The organism is Microbacterium sp. Y355, assembly GCF_059445345.1.
Genome location: NZ_JCAIUD010000001.1, coordinates 807,054 through 825,696, shown reverse-complemented (window position 1 = coordinate 825,696; position 18,643 = coordinate 807,054). Strand labels below are relative to the sequence as shown.

The 18,643-nt window shown below is 63.6% G+C and carries 20 protein-coding genes and 1 tRNA gene; 14 read left to right on the top strand and 7 right to left on the bottom strand.

The window, feature by feature from the left end; all coding sequences use genetic code 11:
• Positions 1-3 precede the first annotated feature (3 nt).
• Both ilvN and ilvC read left to right on the top strand, forming a co-directional pair.
• Positions 4-513, top strand: a complete 510-nt coding sequence (gene ilvN, locus AC1C2O_RS04120) for an acetolactate synthase small subunit (protein WP_495429176.1) — start codon at positions 4-6, stop codon at positions 511-513.
• A 43-nt stretch (positions 514-556) separates the two neighbouring features.
• Positions 557-1,585: a ketol-acid reductoisomerase gene (gene ilvC, locus AC1C2O_RS04115; protein WP_495429175.1), complete on the top strand. Its 1,029-nt coding sequence runs from the start codon at positions 557-559 to the stop codon at positions 1,583-1,585.
• A gap of 135 nt (positions 1,586-1,720) precedes the next feature.
• On the opposite strand, the gene AC1C2O_RS04110 is transcribed toward ilvC, so the two are convergent.
• A complete protein-coding gene (locus AC1C2O_RS04110) occupies positions 1,721-2,662 on the bottom strand; it encodes a hypothetical protein (RefSeq protein WP_495429174.1) in 942 nt (313 codons plus the stop codon).
• Between the two features lie 75 nt (positions 2,663-2,737).
• Between AC1C2O_RS04110 and AC1C2O_RS04105 the strand changes: the two genes are divergently transcribed.
• The 3 genes from AC1C2O_RS04105 to serA all read left to right on the top strand — a co-directional run bounded on the left by AC1C2O_RS04105 (position 2,738) and on the right by serA (position 5,265).
• Positions 2,738-3,196, top strand: a complete 459-nt coding sequence (locus AC1C2O_RS04105; protein ID WP_495429173.1) for a hypothetical protein — start codon at positions 2,738-2,740, stop codon at positions 3,194-3,196.
• Positions 3,193-3,528, top strand: a complete 336-nt coding sequence (locus AC1C2O_RS04100) for a hypothetical protein (RefSeq protein ID WP_495429172.1) — start codon at positions 3,193-3,195, stop codon at positions 3,526-3,528. The genes AC1C2O_RS04105 and AC1C2O_RS04100 overlap by 4 nt, the downstream gene beginning before the upstream one ends.
• Before the next feature lie 132 nt (positions 3,529-3,660).
• Positions 3,661-5,265, top strand: coding sequence for a phosphoglycerate dehydrogenase (serA, locus tag AC1C2O_RS04095; protein WP_495429171.1), 1,605 nt, complete (start codon positions 3,661-3,663; stop codon positions 5,263-5,265).
• Positions 5,266-5,286: 21 nt separating this feature from the next.
• Here the strand turns inward: serA and AC1C2O_RS04090 are convergent, their stop codons facing one another.
• Complete coding sequence (locus AC1C2O_RS04090; protein ID WP_495429170.1) at positions 5,287-5,844, bottom strand: TetR family transcriptional regulator; 558 nt, start codon at positions 5,842-5,844, stop codon at positions 5,287-5,289.
• Positions 5,845-5,908: 64 nt separating this feature from the next.
• Between AC1C2O_RS04090 and AC1C2O_RS04085 the strand changes: the two genes are divergently transcribed.
• From AC1C2O_RS04085 to AC1C2O_RS04050, 8 genes are all read left to right on the top strand, one after another.
• The gene (locus AC1C2O_RS04085) at positions 5,909-7,444 is read left to right on the top strand and encodes an MFS transporter (protein ID WP_495429169.1); all 1,536 of its coding nucleotides are present in this window, start codon (positions 5,909-5,911) and stop codon (positions 7,442-7,444) included.
• 68 nt (positions 7,445-7,512) lie between these two features.
• Positions 7,513-8,562 carry a 3-isopropylmalate dehydrogenase gene (locus AC1C2O_RS04080; RefSeq protein ID WP_495429168.1) on the top strand — a complete coding sequence of 350 codons (1,050 nt, stop codon included), beginning with the start codon at positions 7,513-7,515 and terminating at the stop codon, positions 8,560-8,562.
• A gap of 45 nt (positions 8,563-8,607) precedes the next feature.
• A complete protein-coding gene (locus AC1C2O_RS04075; RefSeq protein WP_495429167.1) occupies positions 8,608-9,702 on the top strand; it encodes a branched-chain amino acid aminotransferase in 1,095 nt (364 codons plus the stop codon).
• 44 nt (positions 9,703-9,746) lie between these two features.
• Positions 9,747-10,523, top strand: coding sequence for a fumarylacetoacetate hydrolase family protein (locus AC1C2O_RS04070; protein ID WP_495429166.1), 777 nt, complete (start codon positions 9,747-9,749; stop codon positions 10,521-10,523).
• Positions 10,520-11,776, top strand: coding sequence for an MFS transporter (locus AC1C2O_RS04065; RefSeq protein ID WP_495429165.1), 1,257 nt, complete (start codon positions 10,520-10,522; stop codon positions 11,774-11,776). Before AC1C2O_RS04070 ends, AC1C2O_RS04065 begins: the two co-directional genes overlap by 4 nt.
• Positions 11,773-12,543 (top strand): class I SAM-dependent methyltransferase, encoded by a 771-nt coding sequence (locus AC1C2O_RS04060; protein WP_495429164.1) that lies wholly within the window; start codon positions 11,773-11,775, stop codon positions 12,541-12,543. Before AC1C2O_RS04065 ends, AC1C2O_RS04060 begins: the two co-directional genes overlap by 4 nt.
• A 43-nt stretch (positions 12,544-12,586) precedes the next feature.
• Positions 12,587-14,092, top strand: coding sequence for a glutamate--tRNA ligase (gene gltX, locus AC1C2O_RS04055; protein WP_495429163.1), 1,506 nt, complete (start codon positions 12,587-12,589; stop codon positions 14,090-14,092).
• Between the two features lie 95 nt (positions 14,093-14,187).
• Positions 14,188-14,262, top strand: a tRNA-Gln gene (locus AC1C2O_RS04050).
• Between the two features lie 72 nt (positions 14,263-14,334).
• Here AC1C2O_RS04050 and AC1C2O_RS04045 read toward each other — a convergent pair.
• Positions 14,335-15,090, bottom strand: coding sequence for a DNA alkylation repair protein (locus AC1C2O_RS04045; protein ID WP_495429162.1), 756 nt, complete (start codon positions 15,088-15,090; stop codon positions 14,335-14,337).
• Between the two features lie 15 nt (positions 15,091-15,105).
• Positions 15,106-15,975, bottom strand: a complete 870-nt coding sequence (locus AC1C2O_RS04040) for an EamA family transporter (protein ID WP_495429161.1) — start codon at positions 15,973-15,975, stop codon at positions 15,106-15,108.
• 62 nt (positions 15,976-16,037) lie between these two features.
• Between AC1C2O_RS04040 and AC1C2O_RS04035 the strand changes: the two genes are divergently transcribed.
• On the top strand, positions 16,038-16,592 hold the full coding sequence (locus AC1C2O_RS04035; RefSeq protein WP_495429160.1) for a hypothetical protein: 555 nt from the start codon (positions 16,038-16,040) through the stop codon (positions 16,590-16,592).
• A gap of 49 nt (positions 16,593-16,641) precedes the next feature.
• Here AC1C2O_RS04035 and AC1C2O_RS04030 read toward each other — a convergent pair whose 3' ends face one another.
• The 3 genes from AC1C2O_RS04030 to AC1C2O_RS04020 form a co-directional block, all read right to left on the bottom strand.
• Positions 16,642-17,475 carry an alpha/beta fold hydrolase gene (locus tag AC1C2O_RS04030; RefSeq protein WP_495429159.1) on the bottom strand — a complete coding sequence of 278 codons (834 nt, stop codon included), beginning with the start codon at positions 17,473-17,475 and terminating at the stop codon, positions 16,642-16,644.
• A gap of 3 nt (positions 17,476-17,478) precedes the next feature.
• Complete coding sequence (locus tag AC1C2O_RS04025; protein ID WP_495429158.1) at positions 17,479-17,979, bottom strand: GyrI-like domain-containing protein; 501 nt, start codon at positions 17,977-17,979, stop codon at positions 17,479-17,481.
• A gap of 186 nt (positions 17,980-18,165) precedes the next feature.
• Positions 18,166-18,642 (bottom strand): winged helix-turn-helix transcriptional regulator, encoded by a 477-nt coding sequence (locus AC1C2O_RS04020; protein ID WP_495429157.1) that lies wholly within the window; start codon positions 18,640-18,642, stop codon positions 18,166-18,168.
• Position 18,643 lies beyond the last annotated feature (1 nt).

Genomic DNA, 18,643 nt, shown 5'->3' with positions numbered 1-18,643 from the left:
GCCATGTCAACTCACGTGCTGAGTCTCCTCGTAGAGAACACGCCGGGTCTGCTGACCCGCGTCGCCGGGCTCTTCGCCCGTCGCGGCTTCAACATCGAATCTCTCGCTGTCGGCGTGACGGAGGTTCCTGGTATCTCCCGGATCACCGTCGTCGTCGATGTCGAGGACCTGCCGCTCGAGCAGGTGACGAAGCAGCTGAACAAGCTGATCAACGTCATCAAGATTGTGGAGCTCGATCCGGCTTCCTCTGTGCAGCGCCAGCACGTTCTCGTGAAGGTGCGCACAGACAATGCGTCTCGCTCCAATGTGATCGAGGTCGTCAACCTGTTCCGCGCGTCGGTCGTCGACTACGCCTCTGATGCTCTCGTGATCGAGGTCACCGGCGACAAGGGCAAGGTTGAGGCTCTGTTGCGCGCCCTCGAGCCGTTCGGCATCAAGGAGCTCGCCCAGTCGGGGCTCCTCGCCATCGGCCGCGGCGGCAAGAGCATCACCGAACGCGTTCTGCGCGGCTGAGCACTGACTAACACCAAACCTCCAGAAGAAAGAGAAATACAACGTGAGTACTGAGATCTTCTACGACGCCGACGCCGACCTGTCCCTCATCCAGGGCAAGAAGGTCGCGATCGTCGGTTACGGCTCGCAGGGCCACGCACACGCGCAGAACCTGCGCGACTCGGGTGTCGAGGTCGCGATCGCCCTCAAGGAGGGCTCGAAGTCGGCCCCGAAGGCCGAAGAGGCCGGGTTCCCGGTTAAGACCGTCGCCGAGGCAACCATCTGGGCCGACCTCATCATGATCCTCGCGCCGGACCAGCACCAGCGCACGATCTACAGCGAGTCCATCAAGGACAACCTGACCTCGGGCAAGACGTTGGCGTTCGCGCACGGCTTCAACATCCGCTTCGGCTACATCGACACACCCGAAGGCGTCGATGTCATTCTGGTGGCTCCGAAGGCTCCTGGTCACACCGTGCGTCGCGAGTTCGTCGCCGGCCGTGGCATCCCCGACATCATCGCCGTCGAGCAGGACGCTTCCGGCCAGGCTTGGGACGTCGCGTTGTCGTATGCGAAGGCGATCGGCGGCACCCGTGCAGGCGTTATCAAGACGACCTTCACCGAAGAGACCGAGACCGACCTGTTCGGTGAGCAGGCTGTGCTCTGCGGTGGCGTGAGCCACCTCGTGCAGGCCGGCTTCGAGACCCTCACCGAGGCTGGCTATCAGCCGCAGATCGCCTACTTCGAGGTGCTGCACGAGCTCAAGCTCATCGTCGACCTCATGTGGGAGGGCGGCATCGCCAAGCAGCGCTGGTCGATCTCTGACACGGCTGAGTTCGGTGACTACGTCTCCGGTCCGCGTGTCATCGACGCTCGCGTCAAGGAGAGCATGCAGGGCGTGCTCGCCGACATCCAGTCCGGCGCGTTTGCCAAGCGCTTCATCGAGGACCAGGACAACGGTGCGGAGGAGTTCCTTGCGCTGCGCGCCAAGGAAGAGCAGCACCCGATCGAGGTCACCGGCAAGGAACTGCGTTCACTCTTCGCCTGGAAGCAGGACGACGAGGACTACGTCGACGGCAGTGCTGCGCGCTGACGTCGACGCAGTCTGGAGGGCTCTGCCTTCTGGCCGCTGCGCGGCGTGGATCGACGGCAGTGCTGCGCGCTGACGCATAGCTTCACGTAAAAAAGGGCGCCCCTCACGGGGCGCCCTTTTTGTCCGGGAGTAGAACTACTCCGCAGGGGCGTCCTGGATCACGATCGGTGCGTCTGCCTCGTTCGCCCAGACTGGGGTCGGCAGCGGTGTGTCGACCGCGCCGCCCTGGATGGCGCGGAGTGCCTCGGTGATCTCATCGGCGTTCTCCGGCACAGTCAGACCACATGCGCGCATCTCAGAGGCGAACTGGAGGGTGAGTCGGATTTTGCCGGCCTCGACCGCCTCAGCCGTCGTGCCGTCGAAAATCTCGCTGCCGGTCTGGATCGCCGGAACCTCTTCGCAGACGTGGTAGACGGCACCGCCCTCGACCCAGAAGACCTCGTCCTCGCCGAGAAGCTGGATCACAGCCGACTGGTCGGCGGTGTACTGCTCGACCGACGGCGGGGAGAAGTCCGCCCCGATGTAGGTGGCGAGGGCTGCCAGCACGATGCCGATGATGCCGGCTGTGGCTTTCTGCCCCTTGTCCATGTCCTTGTTCAGGAAGATGAGAATGATCAGCGGTAGGAACGCGATGATCGCGATGATCGCGCCGAGCTGATTCTGCACGAAGAAGCGCACGGTTTCCGACTTCTTCGCGGGGTCGAGACGGTTCGCCTTCTTCCACAGCACGGAGCCAGTGATCGCCAACGCGGCGATGACGACGAGCGCCACGATGAGCGTGATGAATGCCCACTGCGGGAACTGTGCGGTGGCGTTCTGCGTCTCCAAGAGCCCGGTGTCGGCGTTGCGGACGAGCGTGCCGTCCTCACCGACGAACTCGCGCTGGCGCAGCAGCCAGAAGATGGCGAATGCCTCCGCCGCGATCGCGAGGATCCACAGTGCGACGGCGATCCAGCGGAACGTCGTGGCCTTCTTCTTCCCCTGTGCGGTGGGCGTCCAGGACCGTTCCGCCGTCGATTCTGACTCCGCAACCGGAGCGGCGGTCGAATCGACCGCCTTGTTCTTACGCTCAGTCACGGTGAGTTCTCCTTCTAAATGTGATGATCGCCCTGAGCATATCGGTCTCCGTGTTGGCATCGCTACGCTGGAGACATGACATCGGATGCTGACGACGCACTCTCCTGGGATGGCGATGACGACGCGCCTACGCAGAAGCCTGTGCTCCCGCACGGCTGGAATGCTGTGGGCAAAGACAGCGAATCGGTGGGGCGACCTGAGGACGTTGCTGTCGCGACTGAGGCAGATGAGCCCCGTCCGCTGAGCACGCCGATGCTTCTTCTCCTCGGTATCGTCGGTGGCGTCTATCTCCTCTACACACTGGGGTGGATCATCGGCGGCCTGAATCTGCAGGGGAGCGCGCTGTTCCTTATTCCCGGTGTCATGTACCAGGTGGCGCTCTGGGCGGCCGTGCTGGCGCCGGCGTTATGGTTTGCTGCGGTCTGGATGTTGACGCGAAAGTCGGCGGGATGGGTGCGGGCGCTGGGTCTTCTCGCGGGTGTAGCACTGCTGGTGCCGTGGCCCTTTGTGATGACCGGGGCGGTGGGAGCATGAGCGATCAGACAGCACCAGCGACACAGACACTCGGCCTGTGGAAGAGCATCATCGTCGGTCTTGCCGGACTGTTCTACGCCTACGGCGTGTGGAACGCGGTCGCCTACCTGGTTACCGTCGCGCAGTACGGCATGAACGCCTACGGATGGTTCGTCCTCATCTTCTCGGTGATCTTCCCGATTTTGATCTTCGTGGCAGCATTTGCGCTCGGTCGACGTCGAGGCGCGGGCGAGCTATCCGTCACGATGATCGCGGGTTTGGCGCTTGTTGCGGTGTTCTGGATGAATGTCGTTGCCCTGAGCACGCTGAATTTCTCTTCGCTGACGACCTGACTAGGTGACGATCGACGTCACACGTCACAGAGCAGTGTTCACCCTCCGGTAAGGTGGAAATCGATCGCGCCCCCACGGTGTGCGGCGCATCGATCCCATCCGCGCTGTGTCGCTAACCTCGAAGGATCCGCTGTGCCGAAGCCCGTCGTGCTCATTGCCGAAGTTCTCTCGCCCGCCACGATCGAGGCCCTTGGCCCCGACTTCGATGTCCGCCAGGTTGATGGCACCGATCGCGAGGCGCTCTTCTCTTCGCTGGCTGACGCGGATGCTGTGCTCATCCGCTCCGCGACGAAGATCGATGAGGAGGCGCTGAGCCACGCGCCGAAGCTCAAGGTTGTCGCCCGTGCCGGCGTCGGCCTCGACAACGTCGACATTCAGGCATCCACCAGGGCCGGTGTCATGGTCGTCAACGCGCCGACCTCGAACATCATCTCCGCGGCAGAGCTCACCTGCACGCACATTCTCAGCCTTGCCCGCCATGTACCGGCAGCTCACGCGTCTCTGGCAAGCGGTCAGTGGAAGCGCAGCTCGTACACAGGAACTGAGCTGTTCGAAAAGACTCTCGGCATCGTGGGACTCGGCCGCATCGGCGCACTCGTCGCTGCGCGCATGCAGGGCTTCGGTATGAAGATCATCGCCTTCGACCCATACGTCACCAGCGCACGCGCGCAGCAGCTTGGCGTCGAGCTTCGAACGTTTGATGAGCTCGTCGCGGAGACGGACTTCCTGACGATCCACATGCCGAAGACTCCCGAGACCACCGGCATGATCGGCGCAGACCAGTTCAAGGCCATGAAGAAGTCGGCCTACGTCGTCAACGTCGCTCGTGGCGGCCTCATTGACGAGGTTGCGCTGCGCGAAGCTCTGATCGCTGGCGAAATCGCTGGCGCCGGTCTCGACGTCTTCACCTCAGAGCCCCCTGTCGAAGGCGGTTCCGCTCGCGAGCTGCTGGAGTTGCCGAACATTGTCGTGACGCCCCACCTGGGTGCGTCGACCGACGAGGCCCAAGAGAAGGCCGGCGTCTCGGTCGCTCGTTCCGTCAAGCTCGCGCTCGAAGGCGATCTTGTGCCCGACGCGGTCAACGTCGCCGGCGGCATCATCGACCCGTTCGTGCGTCCTGGCATCGCCCTGGTCGAGAAGCTCGGTCAGATCTTCAGCGGCCTGACCACCTCTGCTCTCACCAGCCTCGATATCGAGGTGCGCGGCGAGCTGGCCGACTATGACGTCAGCGTCTACCGTCTGGCGGCGCTCAAGGGCATCCTCTCCAACATCGTCAGCGAGAACGTCTCCTATGTAAACGCCCCGCTGTTTGCTGAGCAGCGTGGAATCGAAGCCCGCCTGATCGTCGATAAGGAAAGCCCCGAGTACCGCAACCTCACCACACTGCGCGGCGCGCTTGCCGACGGCACCGTGCTCACCGTTGCAGGAACCCTCGCCGGTACACGCATGGTTCAGAAGATCGTCGGGATCAACGGACACGACATTGAGGTACCGATCGAGACGCACCACATCGTGATGCAGTACACCGATCGCCCAGGCATCGTCGCGGTCTACGGCCAGAAGTTCGGCGAGGCCGGTATCAACATTGCCGGGATGCAGGTTGCCCGTCGTGAGGCGGGTGGCCCGGCGCTCACCGTGCTGACCGTCGACTCGCGCGTGCCTGAGGAGCTTCTCGCCGAGGTCGGAGAGGCGATCGAAGCCAAGGTAATCCGCTCGATCGAGATCACCGAGGTCTGATCCGGGTTCTGAATCAGTCGTTCAGGTGGCGGCGCTGAGCGCGAGGGCGATGAGCTTCTCCAACTGCGCGCCCTTCGGCACGGGGCCGGCGAGACCGCTGGCCTCCGTGTCTGCGGCGTCGAGGGCGTTGTTGTAGTACAGCCCATCGCTGAGCAGCATCACGAGATCGAGTGCGGTTTCGTCACGCACATGCGGACGCAGTGCTGCTGCCCACGATTCGCGGATGCGCCGCAAAGCATCGGATGTCGGCAGAGATCCGCCCTGCGCGACCCTGGATGCTGCTACCAACGCGCGATCGAGCTCCGCGTCTTCCATGACCGAAGTGCGAAGGAAGTAGGAGACGGGTCCGTCTGGCGCTGACGCCATTCGCGTCAGATCCTCTTCGGCGAGGCGTTCTAGCCGTTCAAGAAGCCCTGCGATGAGTTCATCCTTGGTCGCGAAGTGATAGAGAAGCCCGCCTTTGGAGACTCCAGCGGCCTTCGCCGTGGCATCCAGTGTCGCGGTGCGCTCACCGCCCTCGATGAGAATCGTCTCGAAGGCGTCGAGAACTCGTTCACGTGCAAGCGGTGGTCGGGACATGTTGATTACTGTACCAGCTGGACGGTATAGTAATCAGGTTCATTGACACTGAGGAAGATACCTGATGGTTCATACAGGGACGCTTGATACGGGCGGCATCCATGCGCCTCGCGCAGGCGCACGCGCATGGTTCGCGCTGGTCGTGCTGATGCTGCCGGTGCTCCTCGTATCGGTAGACAACACCGTGTTGAGCTTCGCGCTGCCCAAAATCGCTATCGATCTCGCACCGTCTGGCGCCGAGCAGCTATGGATCATCGACGTTTATCCGCTCGTGCTCGCAGGGCTTCTGGTCACGATGGGGACGTTGGGGGACCGTTTCGGTCGCCGCAGGATGCTCCTCATCGGCGCGACCGGATTCGCTGCCGTCTCGGTGCTTGCCGCGTTCGCGCCCTCCGCGGCTCTTTTGATCGCCGCGCGAGCGCTGCTCGGCTTCTTTGGTGCCATGCTCATGCCCTCGACACTGTCGCTGCTGCGCTCGATCTTCCAGAACCGTGACCAGCGCCGTCTGGCGATTGCGGTCTGGGCTTCGGCATTCTCTGCCGGCTCGGCGCTCGGGCCGATTATCGGCGGCTTCCTGCTTGAGCATTTTTCATGGGGCTCGGTATTCCTCATTGCGGTGCCAGTGCTGATTCCGCTGCTGATCGCGGCGCCGCTACTTGTGCCGGAAAGTCGCGACCCGGATCCGGGCAAGATCGATCCGATCAGCATCCTGCTCTCGATGGGCGCGATGATCCCCGTCGTCTATGCGATCAAGTCTCTTGCCGTTGACGGGCCGACGTTCGGTGCGGCGGCGTGGGCGTTGCTGGGCATCGGGATGGGCGCGCTGTTCGTGCGCCGTCAATTGCGTGCAAAAAATCCGATGCTTGATATGGCGCTGTTCCGTCGCGGCACATTCTCCGGCGCGATCCTGGTGAACCTGCTCAGCGTCGTCGCCCTGGTCGGATTCCTGTATTTTGTCCCGCAGCATCTGCAGCTTGTTCTCGGAATGTCGCCGATGGCGGCAGGGCTCGCGCTTGTTCCCGGCATGCTTGCCATCATCGTCGCGGGGCTCACGGTCGTGCCGATCTCGCGCCGGGTACAGCCGCACCTGGTCGTGCCGATCGCCCTCGTCTTCTCCTTCATCGGCTACCTGCTGGTCGCCTTCACAACGGCCGGTCACGGTGCGCTGCCGTTGGTTATCGCATTCGTGGTGCTGGGCATTGGGATCGGCGCCGCGGAGACGATTTCCAATGAGTTGATCCTCTCCAGCGCGCCTTCGGCGAAGGCAGGAGCTGCGAGTGCCGTTTCTGAAACGGCCTACGAACTCGGCGCAGTGCTGGGCACCACCATCCTCGGCGGAATCATCACCGCGTTGTACCGGGGCGCGCTTGTCATTCCTGACGGGGTTTCGACGGACGCAGCTCATACCGCCCGTGAGACTCTCGCCGGGGCCTACACGACTTCTCAGGGGCTGCCGGAGCCGCTCGGATCGGCGCTGTGGGATGCTGCGGCATCCGCCTTCGAATCCGGGGTGATGGTGACCGCACTGATTGGTGCAGTGCTGGTCGCATTGGCCGGCGTGATCGCGGCCGTCACACTGCGCACGAAGGCTTCGCGCTGACCAGTACGCTGGAGGATACGTGCCCCGGCGATGTCGCGCTGCGGGCGGTTCCGGTTGCAAGGAGTGTCATGTCGCGTGTCGTGAAGCTGGCCGTCATCCCCGGTGACGGTATCGGTCCCGAGGTTGTCGCCGAAGCAGAGAAGATTCTGGATGCGGTCACCGCAGACAGCGACGTCACGTTCGAGAAGACCCATTTCTCGCTGGGGGCTGCGCGCTACCTCGACACGGGTGACACTCTCACAGATGAAGATCTTGCCGCGATCAGCGCGAATGACGCCATCATCCTGGGCGCGGTCGGGGGCACCCCTGGCGACCCTCGGCTGAAGGATGCCAACATCGAGCGCGGGCTGCTGCTGAAGCTGCGGTTCACGCTTGACCACTACGTGAACCTGCGGCCGTCGAAGCTCTACGCCGGGGCGCCCGGCCCGCTGTCATCGCCTGGCGAGATCGACTTCGTCGTGGTCCGTGAGGGCACCGAAGGTCCCTACGTCGGAAACGGTGGTGCGATCCGCACCGGAACGCCACACGAGATCGCGAACGAGACGAGCGTGAATACCGCTTTCGGAGTCGAGCGCGTGGTCCGCTACGCGTTCGAGCTCGCCGGACGCCGGAGGCAGAAGCTCACGCTGGTACACAAGACCAACGTGCTCGTGCATTCGGGCGGTATGTGGCAGCGCATCGTCAACGAGGTGGCGCTGGAGCACCCCGAAGTGGCCGTAGACTATCTGCACGTCGATGCGGCAACGATTTTCCTGGTCACAAACCCTTCCCGCTTCGACGTGATCGTCACCGACAACCTCTTCGGCGACATCCTCACGGATCTGGCTGGCGCCGTCACCGGTGGCATCGGCCTCGCCGCTTCGGGCAACATCAACCCCGACGGCACGTTCCCCTCGATGTTCGAGCCCGTTCATGGTTCGGCGCCGGACATTGCGGGCCAGCAGAAAGCCGACCCAACGGCGGCGATCTTGTCTGTCGCACTCCTACTCGATCACCTCGGGCTCCGGGAGGAATCGGGCCGCGTCACTCACGCGGTCGAAGCAGACATCGCCGATCGAGCCGGCTCACGGACCACCAGCCAGACGGGTGACGCCATCGTCGCGAGGCTCCAGGCGTAGTCTGGACGAATGCGAGCGCCGCCCGCATCAAACGCAGGATGTGACATGACAACCATCGACACCGAACTCGCACCACTCGAGTTTTCTGTGACCAAGAACCTTGCAGCGAAGTCGGCTGCCGCGCGTGAAGAGATCCTTAAGGACCCCGGCTTCGGCACGGTCTTCACCGACCACATGGTCGACGTGTGCTGGTCTGCTCGTGGCGGCTGGCACCGCCCGCGGGTTCAGCCCTACGGGCCGATCTCTCTTGACCCTGCTGCAGCAGTCCTGCACTACGGTCAGGAGATCTTCGAGGGCATCAAGGCATACCGTCACGCTGACGGATCAATCCACACGTTCCGACCAGAGCGGAATGGTGCGCGCCTGCAGCACAGCGCCCGCCGGTTGGCGCTGCCGGAGCTGCCCGTCGAATATTTCCTCCAGTCGATTCGCGAACTCATCGCCGTCGACGGTGCCTGGGTGCCGTCGGGGGAGGATCAGAGCCTCTACCTGCGTCCGTTCATGTTCGCGAAGGAGGCTTTCCTCGGCGTGCGCCCTGCTCAGAAGGTCGCGTACTATCTGATCGCGAGCCCGGCGGGCTCGTACTTCAAGGGCGGCGTAAAGCCGGTGCGGATCTGGCTCTCTGAGCAGTATGCGCGCGCAGGTAAGGGCGGCACTGGCACAGCGAAGACTGGCGGAAACTACGCATCCAGCCTGCTGCCCCAGGCCGAGGCCTATGAGAAGGGCTGCGACCAGGTCGTGTTCCTTGATCAGGACGGCAACGTCGAAGAGCTTGGCGGCATGAACGTTGTTTTCGTCTTCAAGGACGGACGCGTCGTCACACCGCACTCCGACAGCATCCTCGAGGGCATCACCCGCGACTCGCTGCTGCAACTCGCCGAAGACCGCGGGCACACGGTTGAGCGGCGTGCGGTATCGCTGCAGGAATGGCGTGATGGTGTTGCATCCGGCGACATCGTCGAAGTGTTCGCCTGTGGCACGGCCGCGGTTGTGACGCCGATCGGTGCGCTCGTGACGGCGGACTTCGAAGAGGTGCAGCCGACCGGTGAGCTAGCGCTGTCGCTGCGCGAAGAGCTGACCGACATCCAGTACGGCCGTCGCGAAGACAAGCACGGCTGGCTGCTGCGCCTCGACGCCTGATCGCAGTCAAACTTCTGCCCCGCGGTAATCGCTAGGCTGGGTGAGTGAAGATCGCTCGATTCAGCCACAATGACGCAATCCGCTACGGCATCGTCGATGAGCGGGAGCTCGTCGTCCTCGCCGGTGACCCGATGTTTGCCGGGTATGAAACCACTGGTGAGCGTGTGCCGCTGGCGGATGCCGCGCTGCTCGCGCCGGTGATTCCGCGCTCGAAGGTCGTCTGCGTCGGCAAGAATTATCACGATCACGCCGCAGAGATGGGGGGAGTGGCTCCCGAGGAGCCCCTGCTCTTCCTCAAGCCCAACACCTCCGTGATCGGGCCCGGTGACACGATTGTGCGTCCGACGCTGTCCGAGCGCACCGAGCACGAAGGCGAGCTGGCCGTGGTGATCGGGCGGATCGCCAAGAACGTCAAGGCCGAGAACGCTCTGGAGTACGTCTTCGGCTACACGATCGGAAATGACGTCACCGCCCGCGACCTGCAGAAGAAGGACGGGCAGTGGACCCGCGGCAAGGGCTTCGACACCTTCTGCCCGCTCGGTCCGGTCATCGAGACGGAATTCGATGCCAAGGATGCCACGATCGAGACTCGCGTGAACGGTGAGGTGCGCCAGCGCGCCCCTCTGAGCGACATGATCCACTCCGTCGAAGCGATCATCGAGTATGCCTCTGCGGTCTTCACGCTGCTTCCCGGCGATGTGATCCTCACGGGCACTCCCGCAGGCGTCGGCCCGTTCATCGCGGGCGACACCGTCGAAGTCGAAGTCAGCGGCCTCGGCATCCTTCGCAACTCCGTGCGCGACGCACTGCCAGTCGCATGATCGGGATCACGGCCGTCGAACAGGCGGCCGTGCAACGACGCACAGTCATCGTGCTGTCGCTCGGGCAGGTGCTGGGCGGGATTGCGTTCGGCGCGACCGTTTCGCTTGGAGCCCTGCTCGCCGCCGATATCTCCGGCGACGACGCGCTGTCGGGACTGGCGACGGCATCGGTGACGCTCGGCGCGGCACTGTGCGCGATCCCGTTGGCTCGACTCGCCAATCGCGTCGGTCGACGTCGTGCGCTGACGCTCGGGAACCTGTTCGCGCTCCTCGGCATCGGCGTCGTGATTCTGGCGGCCGCGCTACGAATCTTCCCGCTGCTGCTGGTAGGCATCCTGATGATCGGCGCCGGCAACGCCGGCAACCTGCAGTCGCGGTTCGCGGCGACAGACCTCGCGGCGCCTCAGCATCGTGGGCGCGCACTGTCTGTGGTCGTCTGGGCGACGACGATCGGCGGCGTATCAGGTCCTTTGCTGCTCGGACCGGGCGAGATCGTCGGCCAGGCGATAGGCATGCCGCCGCAGACCGGGTCGTACCTCTTCTCCCTCGTCGCGCAGGCAGCTGCCTTCGTGCTGTACATCGTTGCGCTGCGACCCGATCCGCTGCTGACCGCGCAGCGCATCGCTCGGGATGCCGCGACATCACTGTCAGCGCCGCTGTCTCTGCCCGACCGACCCACCGTCGCGCGCTACGCGATCTTCGTGGTCTCCGGCTCACACGTCGTGATGGCATCAGTGATGGCGATGACGCCGATCCACCTCTCGCACATGGCGCAGAGCGCTCATGGCGGCCACGCCTCGAGCGCGGATGTCTCGTCGCTTGTGGGGGCGACAATCGCACTGCACGTCGCAGGGATGTACGGGCTGTCGCCGATCTTCGGCATCCTCGCTGACCGAATAGGACGCCTACGGGTGGTGCTTCTTGGCCAGGTGCTGCTGGCCGGGGCGCTTGGCTTCGCCATATTCGCGAACGATTCGGCCGGCGGCGTGATGACCGCGCTGGTGCTGCTCGGTCTGGGCTGGAGTGCCTCGACCGTAGCCGGCGCAGCGCTGTTGACCGAGGCGAGCGCCCCGGAGCTGCGCACGCGTCGCCAGGGTCGCAGCGACTCGTTGATGAGTCTGTCCGCTGCGGCCGGAGCCGTGCTCGCTGGCGTGGTGCTCTCGAACTTCCAGTACTCGGGGTTGGGCATCGCGGCATCCGTTCTCGTGATCGTTATGGTGGCGCTCGCACCGCTGGGGCGAACCAGGGGATGAGAGAGTGGGCTGGCGTTGGCGAGGCGTATGCCGCCTCGTATGCCGCTCTGTGCGCCGGCACTCATGATGCCCTTGTCGTCCGGCTCGGCCCTGCGCGTGAACGTCGACTGCTGGATGTCGGTTCCGGCACGGGAGCTCTGGCGGCGCAGCTGTCCGATGCGGGGTGGAACGTCACGGGGTGTGAACCCGAGGAGACGATGCGCGTGGTGACTGGCAGGGAACATCCGACGCTTACCCTCGTGGACGGCGCGTTGCCCGCCCTGCCGTTTGCCGACGCCGAGTTCGATGCCGTAACGGCGAACTTCGTACTCAACCACGTAGTCGATCCCCGAGCGGCTGCACAGGAGATGGCGCGCGTGGCAGCACCGGACGGAGTGTTGGCGGCGACGATCTGGACCGTCTCGCCTTCGTGGTTCTGGCTGTCCGTATGCGAGCGAGCAGAGCTTGTACCTGTGGCAGGTACACGACTGCCGCCGGGGCAGGACTTCGAACGAACGGTGTCTGGATTCGGACGTATGCTGGCAGAAGGCGGGTGGCGCACGGTCGAGGTCGCAGAGCTCAACTGGAGCTGGCATACGACGATTCGAGAGCTGTGGGCGTCCGCGGAAGGCGGTGTGGCCTCTGCGGGGGCGTTCTATCAGTCGCTCGTCGTCGCCGACCGTGCACGGTTTCGTCGCGCGTTCGATCAGCTGTGTGCTGAGCACGTTGTTGACGGAACGATCGCGCTCGATCACACGGCCGCAGTCGCCGTCGGCCGACCTGATTGAGCAGAGCAGCGCGCGTCGCTCACACGCGTAGGATTGAGGGGCTATGGCTACTCCTCACCCCCTCACCACGACCGCTAGTGGTGCCGATGTCCGTGTCCGCTTCTGCCCTTCGCCGACGGGTCTTCCACACGTCGGGATGGTGCGCACTGCGCTCTACAACTGGGCATACGCCCGTCACAACGGCGGCAAGCTGATCTTCCGCATCGAAGACACCGATGCGGCGCGTGACAGCGAGGAGAGCTTCCGTCAGCTTGTCGACGCGCTGTCCTGGTTGAAGATCGACTGGGATGAGGGCGTGGAAATCGGCGGTCCGCACGCGCCGTACCGCCAGTCACAGCGACACGAGATCTACCGCGGCGTGATCGACAAGCTTCTCGCCGGCGGCGCACTCTACGAGAGCTACTCGAACGCAGACGAGATTGATGCGCGCAACGAGGCGAATGGTCGGGCCAAGCAGCTCGGGTATGACAACTTCGATCGCGATCTGACCGACGAGCAGAAGGCGGCTTTCCGCGCAGAGGGTCGACAGCCTGCCCTGCGTCTGCGCGTGCCGGATGAAGACCTCACTTATGTCGACCTGATTCGCGGTGAGGTGACATTCCCCGCCGGATCCTTCCCCGATTTCGTGGTTGTCAGGCCGAACGGTATTCCGCTGTACACGTTCGTGAATCCGGTCGACGATGCGCTCATGGGCATCACTCACGTGTTGCGCGGTGAAGACCTGATGCCGTCGACGGCTCGTCAGCTGGCGTTGTATGCCGCCTTGATCGATGCGGACGTCACGACGTTCGTGCCGCGATTCGCGCACATGCCGCTGGTGCTGGGGGAGACGGGCAACAAGAAGCTCTCCAAGCGCGACCCTCAGGCAGATCTCTTCCTGCACCGGGATCGCGGCTTCATTCCGGAGGGCCTACTGAACTATCTTGCGCTGCTTGGCTGGTCAATTGGTCCGGATCGGGACATCTTCTCGCTGGACGAGTTCATCGCCGCGTTCGACATTGAGAACGTCAACCCGAATCCGGCACGCTTCGATCAGAAGAAGGCCGAGTCGATCAACGGCGATCACATTCGGATGCTGGATGTGAAGGACTTCGCGGAGCGGACGATCCCGTATCTCGCCGCTGCGGGATTGTTCGACGAGCCCAGTCACGAGCAGCTCGTACTCGCGTTCCGCGCGGCACCGCTCGTGCAGGAGCGCGTGCAGTTGCTCGGTGAAGTGCCTGGCATGCTCGGGTTCCTGTTCGTCGATGAAGTCTCGTACGACGCTGACGCGCTGAAGGGGCTGCCGGCGAACGCTGCTGAGGTGCTCGATGCGTGTGTCGTTGCTCTCGAGCCGGTGACCGAGTTCGTCCCGGAGAAGATCCAAGATGCTCTCGCCACGGCGCTAGTCGAAAACCTTGAGCTCAAGCCGCGCATCGCCTACGGGCCTCCTCGCGTCGCGATCACGGGCCGGCGCGTGTCTCCGCCGCTGTTCGAGTCGATGGAGCTCATCGGCAAGGACGAGACGTTGCGGCGCCTGCGAGGGCTTTCCGCACAGCTGCAGTCCTGACGGCGCGCCCGGGCGACGGCGTACGCGCGTCACTTTGGCATTATGCCCAAGCTCGGGTAAGCTTAACTCTCGGTGCGAGGTTCAATTTTCGCTCTTGGGGTATGGTGTAATTGGCAACACGGCGGTTTCTGGTACCGTTGTTCTTGGTTCGAGTCCAGGTACCCCAGCCAAAGAAAAACCTCCGCGTCAGCGGGGGTTTTCTTGGTTTTGAGATGTATCTCGGTTATGGGCCCTGCGTATCTTTACCCGCGACCGGCATTCCCACGGAGAGCGCGGTAGTGGGTCCGTTGATCCTGATCGAGGTGTTCGACGGCGTAGCGCAGCATGGTCCGCGGCATCCTTGTGGCATGGGCATCGAGGAACCTCAGCAATCGGTCGCGATCGCGCTTTCCGGCTTCCCGCAGCACGCCACCGACGGCTTTGTGGATGAGGTCTTGGTCATCATCCAGAAGCAACTCGGCAAGCCGTATGGTGTCGTCGGCCTCACCACGGCGCAGAAAATACAGGGTTGCCAAGATCGCGGTGCGGCGTTCCCAGAGGCTATCCGAACGTGCAAGCTGATCGAGGACTCCGCGCGGTCTGTCAGCGAGGTAGCGGCCAACAACATCCCAGGCGCCAAGATCCACGAGGTCCCAATTGTTGATCCGGTCGATACGCCGCAGGTAGAGCTCGAACAACTGCTTCTTGAGTTGATCAGTAGAGCTCCTGTGAGCGGACTGCTTGGCCATGATCTTGACAGCCCCTGCCCGCGCCTCGTGGAGGGGACTCTCCAGCAGTTCCTCGATCTGGTCGAGGGGCATGCCTGTGTATTGCCCCGCCAGTGCGAATACCTGGCCCATCCGGACGCCGACGAACAGATCGCCCTCACCATAATCCCCAACACCGGATTTGAAGTAGCGTTTGATCTTTTCGAGTTCAACCTCCGAGCCGAATTCGCGGAGCTGTCCGATGAAAGCTTGCGCACTCAGTTCGGCCGGTGGCTCAAATGACCAGTTCACAGCTATCTCCTTCTCTCAGCTGACCGTGATCGCGATAACGCCGAGGACTGTTGCAAGGATTCCGAAGCGGCGCCGGACGCCGATCCGCTCTCGACCGTAGACGCGCGCCCAGAGGATCGTGATGACCGGATGGGTGGAGCTGAGCACGGCGACGAGGGCTAGTTCACCGATCGCAGTAGATGTCGCATAGAGCGTATCTGAGACGAGGACGATGACGCCGATGAGCGCGATCGTGGGGATGTCTCGAAGCGAAAATTTCCGCACCGCCTTCGAGCGGGAAGCACCACGGTGCAAACGACTGATCGCGGCGCTTAACATCAGAATGCCAATAGCGGCGGTCCTTGCCATGAACAATGTCATCAGAATGCCGCCGGTACTAGCGATACCGATGAACTGAAGATAGAACCCGAACGCCGCGGCGGCAATGATTCCCCACAGGAGACTTATGTACCTACCATGTCGTATCGTCGGCGACCCGTCTCGTTGCGCCGACGCGAGCACAACCCCGACCACCACGAAAACGACCCCGCTCAGCTGTACCGGCCCAGGAATCAGACCGAAGCCGACGCCGATCACCAGCGGCACGATCGGTGCCGCGGATGCCGTCGGCGCAACGATTCCCGTGATCCCGACTGCCAGGCCACGGTAGAGGGCGGCCGTACCGACTATCTCCGCAGCTCCGGCGATGAGTCCCGCTGCGATGAGCTCTGTTCGAGGCGGCGCCGGTCGAACGAGAACAAGTGCAGAGAGAAGGAGCAGGAAGCCCATCCCTTGGGAGATCACCAGCACGGTAAGGAGCCCGTGGATGCGGCTGCGGATCCCACCGAGATAGTCGGAGGTGCCCAATCCGAGAGCGGATGCGAGGGCGAAGGCTGATGCCAGCATTTCCTGTCCTCCGTGATCGTCAGCCAGTGCGTGATCGGTAGTCGAGCAGTAAAGTGGCTGGCGTGCTAGACCTCGATTTCCCCCGCGATCTCGTCATGACTGGTGCGATCTTCGGCGCCGCCGCCTTCATCTGGGCGGGTTGGGCGCACGAGCGCCCGGCGCGCGGCGTCGTGTGGAGGTTCGTGCTGGTGGCGCTCCAGGTCGCGGGCATTGTGCTCCTCGGTTTCGGCATCACGGCTGCGGTCCGCGAATGGGGCGCGGCGACCGCTATTGATCCGGGTAGCGCGGCATTCGTCTGGTACGTCGTGGTGTTCTGGCTCGAAGTAGTCGTGTGTGCCACGCTCGCGGTATTTTTTGTGCGCACCAAGCGCAAACACCTCATCGCACCGACCGTGCTGATCATCGTCGGACTGCACTTCGTGGCGCTCACGTTCGTGTTCGGGCAGTCGATCATGATGCTCGCAGCCGTGCTCATCACAGCGGCGGGAGTAGCGGCGCTCTTTCTGCCACGCACGATCGCGGCTCCGAGCTTCTGGTGTGGAATTCTTGCAGCACCGATCTTCCTCGTTCTGGGAGCAGTCGCGCTCGTCGCCGGGGTGAGCGCACTCAGCACCTGAGGTCGGGATGCCACCAGTACGGGCAATCTGCATGCGGAACGTGCGGAGCTCACGTGTCGGTGTGCGTGATCAATACGGCGGCGAACACATCCCAGAGGGGCTCGGGCAACTCGTGCCCCGCCTTGTCCATTACGAATAGCTCGGCGTTGGGGATTTGGTCGCGCAACGCCTCACCATGCGGCAGCGGGAACACCGGGTCGTTTTCGCCATGGACGATCAGACTCGGCACAGTGATGTCGCCGAGACCGCCGCTCTTGGGACTGTCGAAGTCGATCACGAAGTGGTTGGTCAGCGTGGACGCGATGCTGCCGGCGCGCGCCACGTCAGCCTCGGCGGTAGCCCGCACGGACTTCTCGTCGTAATAGGGTGAGCCGCCCGAGTAGACCTTCATCAACCCGGTGATGTACTCCACGACCCCCTTTGTGTCAGTGGGGTCAGGGCTCTGGGAGGTGTACTCCAGGAACTCCTCGGACATCGGCGGCAGTCCGCGACCACCCGGTGTAGTCGACACGAAAGTCAGCGAGGCAACTCTGTCGGCATAGTCGATACCGGCGAGGGCGACAATCGCCCCGGCCATCGATCGCCCGACGAAGTGCGCGCGCTGGATGCCGAAGACATCGAGGATGCCCAACGCGTCTTCGGTCATGTCGCGCAGCGAGTAACCCGGCCGCCCGGGTGGGTAGCTCACTGATCTTCCGGTGTCGCGGTTGTCGAACCGGATCACGAATCGTCCCGCCGCGGCAATCTTCTTGCAAAGTTCGGCCTCCCACCACAGCATCGAGGCCGAGGCGCCGTGCACTAGCAGGATCGCCGGGTCTGTGACCTCGCCGAAAGTCTCGACGCAGAGGTCGACACCGTTGGCCTGCACTACCGTCGCAGACATGGCTCAGATCACCGGCTGGATTAGCTGGGTCCGCCACTCTTCCGGTGCTGGCCAGGATTGTGTGTTCGGCTCGACAGCGAGGTCGATCCAGGTGTAGATCTCCCATCCAGCGCCCCGTGGCTTCCGAGTTCGAGCGGCCATCTCGGCGTGTAGCCGCGCGTATGCGTCGGCCAGGGTCGCATGCGACCCGGGGTGCCAGGTCGTGATCGCCGGACCGCCGGGCAACTCTCCACTCAGGATGCGGCGGTCGCCGAGCGCTGGAGCGGAGATCGGTACACCGACCTCAACGTCTGTCTCGTCATCCCCGAAGCTGTGGTAGCGAACGAAAGGTGGACCGACCGCTGCCACTTCCTCTCCTTGCATGAACCGCCACAGTGCAGCGAGGTTCTCACCCTGCGTTTGTGGGAGGGCTGCGAGCGAGACCTTCTGCCTGATGCTCAGGATCTGTTGCGGCTCGCGTTCTTCGGTGACAACCTGCTCGGCGTGCTCACCTGTATTCGTCATTGAATTCTCCGCTCGTGGGTCATGAAGTCTCCCGACATTGGTGGTGTCAGGAACAGTTCCATCCTCGCCCGGCGGAATGGTCGGAAATATCGGCCATCTGGTCAATATGCCGCGTCGACAGGGCTCCGGCTGACGAGATTTTCGGAGCATCCAGCGCACGGGCCGCCCGAGGGCCTGCTCTTCTGGCTATGCCGTGGCGCGCCCGCCCCCGCGGCGTTGGGCGGCGTAGGCAGCGGGCATACCGGGTCCGAGACGGACGACGGTCTCGTCCGCGTGCACAGCGCCGCATCGTGCGCACATCGCCTGCGCAGTGACTTCGCCGCCGCATGCGGTGTGGCGGTACAGAATCGGGGGCGGACCGGGGGCGGCCCAAGCGTCGCCCCACTCAGTCAGTGCGATGAGCGCGACGGCGAGAGCGCGACCCTTGTCGGTGAGGAGGTAGTCGGCGGAACCGTCGCGCTGCATGATGCCGCTTGCCACAAACCAGTCGAGCCGGGAGGTCAGCACGTTCGTAGCGATGCCGAGGTTGTGTTGGAAGTCGCCGAAGCGCGTCACTGCTGCGAACAGGGCATCGCGAATGATGAGCAGGCTCCAGCGCTCACCGACGAGTTCGAGCGTGCGCGCGATCGAGCACACCTGTGTGTCGTATTTCTTACCTAGCATG

Excerpts from the sequence above, each read along its gene's own strand:
- ilvN (WP_495429176.1), top strand. The coding sequence starts at position 4 with ATGTCAACTCACGTGCTGAGTCTCCTCGTAGAGAACACGCCGGGTCTG.
- AC1C2O_RS04105 (WP_495429173.1), top strand. The coding sequence starts at position 2,738 with ATGACATCGGATGCTGACGACGCACTCTCCTGGGATGGCGATGACGAC.
- AC1C2O_RS04100 (WP_495429172.1), top strand. The coding sequence starts at position 3,193 with ATGAGCGATCAGACAGCACCAGCGACACAGACACTCGGCCTGTGGAAG.
- AC1C2O_RS04090 (WP_495429170.1), bottom strand. The coding sequence starts at position 5,844 with ATGTCCCGACCACCGCTTGCACGTGAACGAGTTCTCGACGCCTTCGAG.
- AC1C2O_RS04085 (WP_495429169.1), top strand. The coding sequence starts at position 5,909 with ATGGTTCATACAGGGACGCTTGATACGGGCGGCATCCATGCGCCTCGC.
- AC1C2O_RS04080 (WP_495429168.1), top strand. The coding sequence starts at position 7,513 with ATGTCGCGTGTCGTGAAGCTGGCCGTCATCCCCGGTGACGGTATCGGT.
- AC1C2O_RS04075 (WP_495429167.1), top strand. The coding sequence starts at position 8,608 with ATGACAACCATCGACACCGAACTCGCACCACTCGAGTTTTCTGTGACC.
- AC1C2O_RS04065 (WP_495429165.1), top strand. The coding sequence starts at position 10,520 with ATGATCGGGATCACGGCCGTCGAACAGGCGGCCGTGCAACGACGCACA.
- AC1C2O_RS04060 (WP_495429164.1), top strand. The coding sequence starts at position 11,773 with ATGAGAGAGTGGGCTGGCGTTGGCGAGGCGTATGCCGCCTCGTATGCC.
- gltX (WP_495429163.1), top strand. The coding sequence starts at position 12,587 with ATGGCTACTCCTCACCCCCTCACCACGACCGCTAGTGGTGCCGATGTC.
- AC1C2O_RS04040 (WP_495429161.1), bottom strand. The coding sequence starts at position 15,975 with ATGCTGGCATCAGCCTTCGCCCTCGCATCCGCTCTCGGATTGGGCACC.
- AC1C2O_RS04030 (WP_495429159.1), bottom strand. The coding sequence starts at position 17,475 with ATGTCTGCGACGGTAGTGCAGGCCAACGGTGTCGACCTCTGCGTCGAG.
- AC1C2O_RS04025 (WP_495429158.1), bottom strand. The coding sequence starts at position 17,979 with ATGACGAATACAGGTGAGCACGCCGAGCAGGTTGTCACCGAAGAACGC.
- AC1C2O_RS04020 (WP_495429157.1), bottom strand. The coding sequence starts at position 18,642 with ATGCTAGGTAAGAAATACGACACACAGGTGTGCTCGATCGCGCGCACG.